Source organism: Falsiroseomonas sp. RANM36, from assembly GCF_056682175.1.
Map to the genome: position 1 here is coordinate 706,894 of NZ_JBWXTD010000002.1, position 7,880 is coordinate 714,773.

Genomic DNA, 7,880 nt, shown 5'->3' on the forward strand with positions numbered 1-7,880 from the left:
GGGGGGGGGGGGGGGGGGCGGGGGGGGGGGGGGGGGGGGGGGGCCCGGGGGGGGGGCGGCGGGGGGCCCGACCGGGCGCGGCTCGCCGCCATCGCGGAGGGCTCGCCCGGCCAGGCCCTGGCGCTGGCGGAAGGCGAGGGGCTCGCGCTGCAGGAGGTGGTGGATGGCGTGCTGGCCGGGCTCGCCGAAGGCGACCGGCGCCGCTGGCATGGGGTGGCCGACCAGGTCGCGGCGAAGCGCGACGGCAGCGCCTTCGTCACCTTCATCGCGCTGCTGCGGCGGGAGATCTCGGCGGCAGTGCGGCAGGCCGCGCGCGGCGGCCCGGCGCCGGGCTGGCTGGCGCTGCGTCCGCTTGCCGAGTGGTCCACCCTGTGGGATAGCCTCGGCCGCCTCGCCGCCGAGACGGACGTGCTGAGCCTCGACCGCAAGCAGGCCGTATTGACCGCCCTCGGCTGGCTCACCCCGCCGCGGCGCTGAGCCCCGGCGGCAGAACCCGGAAGACCACCGTGCGCCAAAGCCGGCCCTGCTTCATCACGACGCCGATCTACTACGTGAACGACAAGCCCCATATCGGCCACGCCTACACCTCGCTGGCGGCGGACGTGCTGGCGCGCTGGCGCCGGCTGCAGGGCAGGGAGGTCTTCTTCCTGACCGGCACGGACGAGCACGGCCAGAAGGTGGAGAAGGCCGCGCAGGACGCCGGCATGGAGCCGCAGCTTTTCACCGACCAGGTGAGCCAGCATTTCCGCGACCTGGCCGTGACCATGGGCCTCTCGATCGACGACTTCATCCGCACGACGGAGGACCGCCACAAGCTCGCCTGCACGACGCTGTGGGAAAAGCTGGTCGCGAACGGGGAGATCTATCTCGGCCATTACGAGGGCTGGTACGCGGTGCGCGACGAGGCCTTCTACGGCCCGGACGAGCTCACCGAGCGCGACGGGGTGAAATACGCGCCGAGCGGCGCGCCGGTCGCCTGGGTGAAGGAGCCTTCCTACTTCTTCCGCCTGTCGGCCTGGCAGGACCGGCTGCTGGCGCATTACGAGGCCAATCCGGACTTCATCCTACCCGCCAGCCGGCGCAACGAAGTGATTGCTTTTGTTAAATCCGGCCTGGGCGATCTCTCGATCAGCCGCACCTCCTTCCGCTGGGGCGTGCCGGTGCCGGGCGATGCGGCGCATGTGATGTATGTCTGGCTGGACGCGCTGACGAACTACATCACGGCCGCCGGCTATCCCGCTGATCCTGAAGCTTTTCAGAAATGGTGGCCGGCCGACATCCATTTCGTCGGCAAGGACATCGTCCGCTTCCACGCCATCTACTGGCCGGCCTTCCTGATGGCCGCCGGCATCGCGCCGCCGCAGCGCGTCTTCGCCCATGGCTGGTGGACGAATGAGGGCCAGAAGATCTCGAAGTCGCTCGGCAACGTCATCGATCCCGTTTCCCTGGTCGCCGAGTTCGGGCTGGATCCGATCCGCTACTTCCTGCTGCGGGAAGTGCCCTTCGGCCAGGATGGCGATTTTTCCCGCGCGGCGCTGATCGGGCGGAACAATGGCGAGCTGGCCAACGCGCTCGGGAATCTCGCAAACAGAACGCTCTCGCTGATCCAGCGGAACTGCGATGCGACGCTGCCGGCCCCCGCCGCGCGGGCGGCGGGCGACGCCGCGCTCGGCGCGCAGCTGGACGCGCTGGCCGGCCAGGTCGCCGCCCATCTCGACCGCCAGGAGTTCCACCTGGCGCTCGAAGCGGTGATGGCGGTGGTGCGGGACGCCAATGGCTACATCACCGAGCAGGCCCCCTGGGCCCTGAAGAAGACCGATCCGGCCCGGATGGAGGCGGTGCTGCGCCACCTGCACGACGCGCTCCGGACCTTCGCGACGCTGCTGCAGCCCTTCATGCCGGGCAGCATGGCGAAGCTGCTGGACCAGCTCGGTGTGCCGGAGCAGGCGAGGGGGCTCGGGGATCTCGCCACCCCGCTGCCAGCGGGCACGGCGCTGCCGCCGCCGGCGCCGCTCTTCGCCAAGATCGAGGCCGCCGCCTGACCATGCTGATCGACAGCCATTGCCACCTCGACCATTTCCAGGGCGAGGAGCAGCAGGCCGTGGTCGCGCGGGCGAAGGCCGCGGGCGTGGGCCGCATGGTCACCATCGGCACGCGCCTCGGCGAGCAGGCCGCGACCGTCCGGCAGATCGCCGATGCCTATGAAGGCGTCTTCGCCACCGTCGGCATCCATCCGCACAATGCCGGCGAGCGCGAGCCGCCAGGGGTGGACGAAATATTGCGCGAAGCTGATCATCCGCGGGTGATCGGCATCGGCGAATCCGGGCTGGATTATTTCTACGACAAGGCGCCGCGGCCCCTGCAGGCCGAAAGCTTTCGGCGCCACATCGCCGCCGCGCGCGTCTCCGGCCTGCCGCTGGTAATCCATGCCCGCGACGCGGATGCGGACATGGCGGCCATCCTGGAGGATGAGACGGAACGGGGAAAATTCCCCTTCCTGCTGCACTGCTTCTCCTCCGGCGCCGCGCTGGCGCGGACCGCCATCGCGCTCGGCGGCCATGTCTCCTTCTCCGGGATCCTGACCTTCCCGAAATCCGAGGAGAACCGGGCGATCGCGGCCGAGATGCCGGCCGACCGCATCCTGGTGGAGACGGACAGCCCCTACCTCGCCCCGGTGCCGCTGCGCGGGAAGCGCTGCGAGCCGGCCTTCGTGGTGCACACCGCGGCGAAGCTGGCGGAGGTGCGCGGGATCGGCATGGCGGCGCTGGCCGAGCTCACCACCGCGAATTTTCACCGTCTGTTCCAGAGGTCCGCGGCGGCGTGATCCGGGTCACGCTCCTCGGCTGCGGCGGATCGGGCGGCGTCCCGCTGCTTGGCGGCGAGGACGGCCTGGGCAATTGGGGTGCCTGCGATCCGGCGGAGCCGCGCAATCGGCGCAGCCGCAGCTCCGCCCTGGTGGAGGACGCCGACGGGCGCCGGCTGCTGATCGATGCCGGGCCTGACCTGCGGGCGCAGATGCTGGCGGCCCGGATCGGGCGTCTGGATGCGGTGGTCTTCACCCACACCCATGCCGACCACGTGATGGGCCTCGACGAGCTGCGCATCGTCAACCGCATCCGCGGCGGCGCGCTCGATGCCTTCGGCACCTACCTGACGCTCTCCGAGCTGCGCAGCCGTTTCGACTACGCCTTCCATCCGCCGCCGCCGCAGGGCTTCTTCCGCCCCTCGCTGACGCCGCGTCCGATCGCGCCGGGGGAGGTGGTCCGCATGGCCGGGCTGCCGGTGCGGGTGATCCGGCAGGACCACCGGGTGATGGAAACCCTCGGCTTCCGCATCGGCGGCTTCGCCTATTGCACCGATGTCGTGGCCTTCCCGGAGGAGAGCCTGGCGGCGCTCGAGGGTCTCGACACCTGGGTGGTCGGCTGTTTCCAGCGCGGGCCGCATCCGGTGCACGCCCATGTGGCGCTGATCTGCGACTGGGCGGCGCGGCTGAAGCCGCGGCGCACCGTGCTGACGCATATGGGCATCGACATGGACTGGGGCTGGCTGCAGGCGAACCTGCCGCGCGGGATCGAGCCCGGCCATGACGGCATGGTTCTGGAGGTGCCCGGCGCCTGACGCAGGCTGCCGGACCGCTCTCCACGGACTTCTCCCCAAGACGAAAATTTCCATAATATATCTTATGCGGCAAGCCGATCTGGGGATGATCGCGGATGGCTTGTCCCGCCGGCGGCCGCACGCCAGACCTGTCCCGTCCCTGCCGCCGGAGTCCCCCCCCCATGGCCGCCGATCCCGCCGCCGAGATGCTGCGCCTGCTCGAGATCATGGCCCGGCTGCGGGCGCCCGATGGCTGCCCCTGGGACCGCGAGCAGGATTTCTCCACCATCGCGCCCTATACGATCGAGGAAGCCTATGAGGTGGCGGATGCCATCGCCAAAGGCCCCGATTTCAGCACCTTGCAGGACGAGCTTGGCGATCTGCTGTTCCAGGTCGTCTATCATGCCCAGATGGCGCAGGAGGCCGGGCAGTTCGGCTTCGCCGCGGTCGCGCAATCCATCAGCAACAAGATGATCCGCCGTCATCCTCATGTATTCGGTGAGGCGGAGGCGCGCTCGACGGAGGCCCAGACCGCCGCCTGGGAGGTCCAGAAGGCCGCGGAGCGCCAGGCCCGGGCGGAGACCGGCACGCTGGCTGGCATCCCTGCCGGCCTCCCTGCCCTCACCCGCGCGCTCAAGCTGACGCGCCGCGCCGCCCGCGTCGGCTTCGACTGGCCCGACGCCGCCGCAGTGCTGGACAAGCTGGAGGAAGAGGCCGCCGAGCTGCGGGCCGAGTTGCCGACCGCCGACAAGGCGCGGCAGGCCGATGAGGTGGGCGACCTGCTCTTCGTGCTGGCGAACCTGGCCCGCAAGCTGGACCTCGACCCGGAGGCCTGCCTCGCCGCGGCGAATGCGAAATTCGAACGTCGCTTTGCCGGGGTCGAGCAGCGCCTCGCCGTCGAGGGCAAGGCGCCGCAGGATGCCGGCCTGGCGCGGATGGAAGCGGCCTGGGCCGCGGTGAAGCAGGCCGAGCGCGACGGCGGCTGACGATCGGCCGGGCCGCCGTGAAATATTTACAGTCTCGGGCGTTGCGAGGCCGACCCGTACCGCTCAGGCCATAAACTTTCCCAACGTGGCAGGACCACTGAACACAACAAGAACATTTGTTCCTTGATCCATGTCAGCGCCGCGCCCGGGACGGCCCGGCCCGATGGTCGAAGCGCACCCAGCCCGGCACCGCCGCGGCCAGGTCCACCTCCCGCCACTTCGGATGCCGCGGCGGGCGCAGGAAGGCGTCGAAATTGGCGTGCAGCGCCTCGACGAAGCGCGACACCTTCCGGTGCCGTTCGCTGCCCGGCTGCCAGGCATAGACCGCCATCACCGCCCCCACCGCGATGGTCTCCATCGTCGTGCCCTCGGGGATCAGGCTCGGGTAGTCGGAAGCGCGCAGCGTGGCCGGCAGGTAGGTCTCCATCAGCGCCGGGGTGGCGGGCAGCGGCAGGAAGCGCAGCCCGCTCCCGGGCTGCACCCCGGCGAAGAGCCGCGCCGGCTTGCCGGCCACGAAGACCATCGCCGCGATGTCCCCCCGGCGGAGCTTCGTCAGCGCCAGGTCCTGCACGTCGTGGGTCGTGCGGACCTCGATGCCGAGCGCGTCGAAGACCAGCGAGGCGGTCATGGCCGTGCCGCTGCCCAGCACATCCACATTCACCACCTGCCCCGCCAGGTCGGCGACCGAGCCGATCCCCTCCCGCGCCAGGATGTGGATCTCCTCGTCGTAGAGCTTGGCGATGTACTGGATCAGCGTCTCCGCCCCGGGGATCAGCCCGCGCCGGCGCGCGAAGGTCAGCGCGTCCGACTGCACGATGCCGATATCCACGCCGCGCAGCAGCACGATGTCGGCGATGTTCTGCAGCGACCCCTTCCCCAGCATCGCGATCACGCGAAGGGTGTCGCCGTCGTCCAGCACCGCGGAGAGATCGGCGGCGATGCGGATATAGGTGCCGTCCACCCCGCCGGCGATCACGCCCACCGTGCCGGCATTCGCCGCCGCCGTCCGGTCGCTGAGCCGGCGCACCACGGAGGACTGGGCGAGCGCGGGCGCCGCCAGCGCGGTGCCGAGGGCGGAGAGCAGCAGGGGGCGGCGCGACAGGGCGCCGATGGGGTTGCGGGTCATCTCGGCCCCTCCTGGGTGGCGATGCGGATGGCTGCCGCCGGCGGCACCGGGACAGCCGGGCGCCAGGATCGGCCGGCTGGCCGGTCCCGCCAAGCCCGAACCGCGCGGGGGGATCGCGGTGCCTGCCTAGGCGGGCCCCTGCCCCGCGCGCACGGCGCGCTTCTCCGGCAGCGGGATCCACTCCCGCTCGTCGCCCGGCACGACAAGGCCCAGGCGGTCGCGCGCCCAGCCCTGCTTCGCCGCCTCGATCCGCTCGCGCGAGGAGGAGACGAAGTTCCAGAACAGGTAGCGCGGCCCGTCCATCGCCGCCCCGCCCAGCAGCAGCAGCCGCGCTCCCTGGGGCCCGGCGCGCAACGTGATGGCGTCGCCGGCGCGGAAGACCAGCATGCGCCCGGCCTCGAAGCGGACGCCCGCGACCGCGACGCTGCCGGTCATCACCCAGGCGCCGCGTTCCTCGTGCTCCGGCATCGGAAGTGCCGCGCCCGGCGCGAGCTGCGCATCGGCGTAGAAGAGCTCCGACGCGACCGCGACGGGCGCCCGCGCGCCCCAGCCGTGGCCTGCGATCAGGCGCAGATGCAGGCCGCGATCCGCGAGTTCAGGCAGCGTCGCGCCCGGGTGGTGGACGAAGTCGGGGGCGCGTTCCTCCTGGTCCTTCGGCAGGGCGACCCAGGACTGGATGCCGGAGAGGCGATGCGGCGCCTCGCGGCGGGCGGCCGCCGTGCGCTCGGAATGCGCGATGCCGCTGCCCGCCGTCATCCAGTTCACGTCGCCCGGCGCGATCGGCTGTTCCGTCCCGAGGCTGTCGCGGTGGAGAATCTCGCCCTCGAACAGGTAGGTGACGGTGGAGAGGCCGATATGCGGGTGCGGGCGCACATCCACGCCCTGGCCCGTGAGGAACTCGCCGGGGCCCATCTGGTCGAAGAAGATGAAGGGCCCGACCATCTGGCGCTGCTTCGCCGGCAGGGCGCGGCGGACCTCGAAGCCGCCGATGTCGTGGGTGCGCGGCAGCAGCACCGTCTCGAGGCCGGCGGGCAGCGGATCGGTGGGGTCGGTGGCGGACATCGCGGGCTCCCGTTCTTGCCCGGAGCAGATGGGCGCGACGGGCAGCGGTGTCGAAGCGGCGGGGCCGAGGATGATCATTCAGCGCCTCAATGGGCGCTGTTGCGGGTCCAGCCGGCATCGCGCGCGCCGGGCAGCCGGCGCAGCGTCGCGACCGCCTCGTCGAGGTCGGCCGCATCCACCGAGGTGCTGATCAGGTGCGCGACCAGCTCCACCGCCTCATTGGCCTGCGGGGCCACGTCCACATGGCTGACGGGGTATTGCGCCTTGGCCAGCGCGCGCAGGATCGCCTCCCGCGCGGCGGCGACGGCGGTGGCGGGCACCGTGACGAAGACGTCGTAATGCGCCTCGATCGCCTGGTCGCGCACCGGGATGCGGTTGATCGCATTCACCACCGGGCGCAGCGCGGTGTTGCAGATCAGCACGAAGGCGGTGAGCAGGACCGCCTGGATCGGCAGGTTCGCCCCGGCGCAGGCGCCGACCGCGGCCGAGCACCAGACGGTCGCGGCGGTGTTCAGGCCGCGGATGTTGGCGCCCTCCTTCATGATCAGGCCGGCGCCGAGGAAGCCGACCCCGGTCACGATGTTGGCGACGACGCGCATCGCGACATCCGCGCCGCCGAGCTGCACGCCCATGTCCACGAACTGCGCCGCGCCGAGCGCGACCAGCACATTGGTGCGGAGGTTGGCGATGCGCTCCCGATACTGGCGCTCCGCGCCGATCACCGCGCCGAGCACCAGCGCGAGGCCGAGGCTCGTGAGGGTGTCGAGGAGCGTGTCGAGGTCGTAGGGCAGCAGCGCGTCCATGCCGCAGCCGTATCAGCCGGCGGCGCGCGGCGCCAAGCCGGCCGCTGCCTCAGAAGGCAAGGCAGGGGCTGAGCGCGTCCCGCACGGTCCGCGTCGAGCCCTGCAGCGGCAGGCGACCCTGGAGGCCGCCGTTGATCCGCAGCTCCAGGCTGCCGTCGTTGCCGGCGAGCAGCCGCGCGAGCGTCCCGTCGCGCAGATCGGCGACCCAGACAGGACCGCCATTCGGCGCGAGCGGGGCGGAGGCGCGGCCGCGGCGGCCCGCCCCGCGGGGCCGGGCCCGCCCCCCCCGCCGCCCGGCGCGCGGCG

Annotated in this window: 8 protein-coding genes and 1 pseudogene; 5 read left to right on the forward strand and 4 right to left on the reverse strand. The window is 71.8% G+C overall.

Annotated elements, in window-relative coordinates; all coding sequences use genetic code 11:
- The 5 genes and pseudogenes from AC1MIR_RS04230 to mazG all read left to right on the forward strand — a co-directional run.
- Nucleotides 1-477: pseudogene (locus tag AC1MIR_RS04230) on the forward strand (hypothetical protein); the annotation flags it as partial.
- A gap of 29 nt (nt 478-506) precedes the next feature.
- Nucleotides 507-2,042: a methionine--tRNA ligase gene (gene metG / locus AC1MIR_RS04235; protein ID WP_480026925.1), complete on the forward strand. Its 1,536-nt coding sequence runs from the start codon at nt 507-509 to the stop codon at nt 2,040-2,042.
- 2 nt (nt 2,043-2,044) lie between these two features.
- On the forward strand, nt 2,045-2,824 hold the full coding sequence (locus AC1MIR_RS04240) for a TatD family hydrolase (RefSeq protein ID WP_480026926.1): 780 nt from the start codon (nt 2,045-2,047) through the stop codon (nt 2,822-2,824).
- On the forward strand, nt 2,824-3,618 hold the full coding sequence (locus AC1MIR_RS04245; RefSeq protein WP_480027057.1) for an MBL fold metallo-hydrolase: 795 nt from the start codon (nt 2,824-2,826) through the stop codon (nt 3,616-3,618). The genes AC1MIR_RS04240 and AC1MIR_RS04245 overlap by 1 nt, the downstream gene beginning before the upstream one ends.
- Before the next feature lie 161 nt (nt 3,619-3,779).
- Nucleotides 3,780-4,583, forward strand: coding sequence for a nucleoside triphosphate pyrophosphohydrolase (gene mazG, locus AC1MIR_RS04250; RefSeq protein WP_480026927.1), 804 nt, complete (start codon nt 3,780-3,782; stop codon nt 4,581-4,583).
- 133 nt (nt 4,584-4,716) lie between these two features.
- Here mazG and AC1MIR_RS04255 read toward each other — a convergent pair whose 3' ends face one another.
- The 4 genes from AC1MIR_RS04255 to AC1MIR_RS04270 all read right to left on the reverse strand — a co-directional run.
- Entirely contained in the window at nt 4,717-5,709 is a 993-nt protein-coding gene (locus AC1MIR_RS04255) for a TAXI family TRAP transporter solute-binding subunit (protein ID WP_480026928.1), read from the reverse strand.
- A 126-nt stretch (nt 5,710-5,835) separates the two neighbouring features.
- The gene (locus tag AC1MIR_RS04260; protein WP_480026929.1) at nt 5,836-6,771 is read right to left on the reverse strand and encodes a pirin family protein; all 936 of its coding nucleotides are present in this window, start codon (nt 6,769-6,771) and stop codon (nt 5,836-5,838) included.
- Between the two features lie 86 nt (nt 6,772-6,857).
- Complete coding sequence (locus AC1MIR_RS04265) at nt 6,858-7,574, reverse strand: MgtC/SapB family protein (RefSeq protein ID WP_480026930.1); 717 nt, start codon at nt 7,572-7,574, stop codon at nt 6,858-6,860.
- Nucleotides 7,575-7,623: 49 nt separating this feature from the next.
- A partial coding sequence (locus AC1MIR_RS04270) for a hypothetical protein (RefSeq protein ID WP_480026931.1) occupies nt 7,624-7,880 on the reverse strand: 257 nt, incomplete at its 5' end.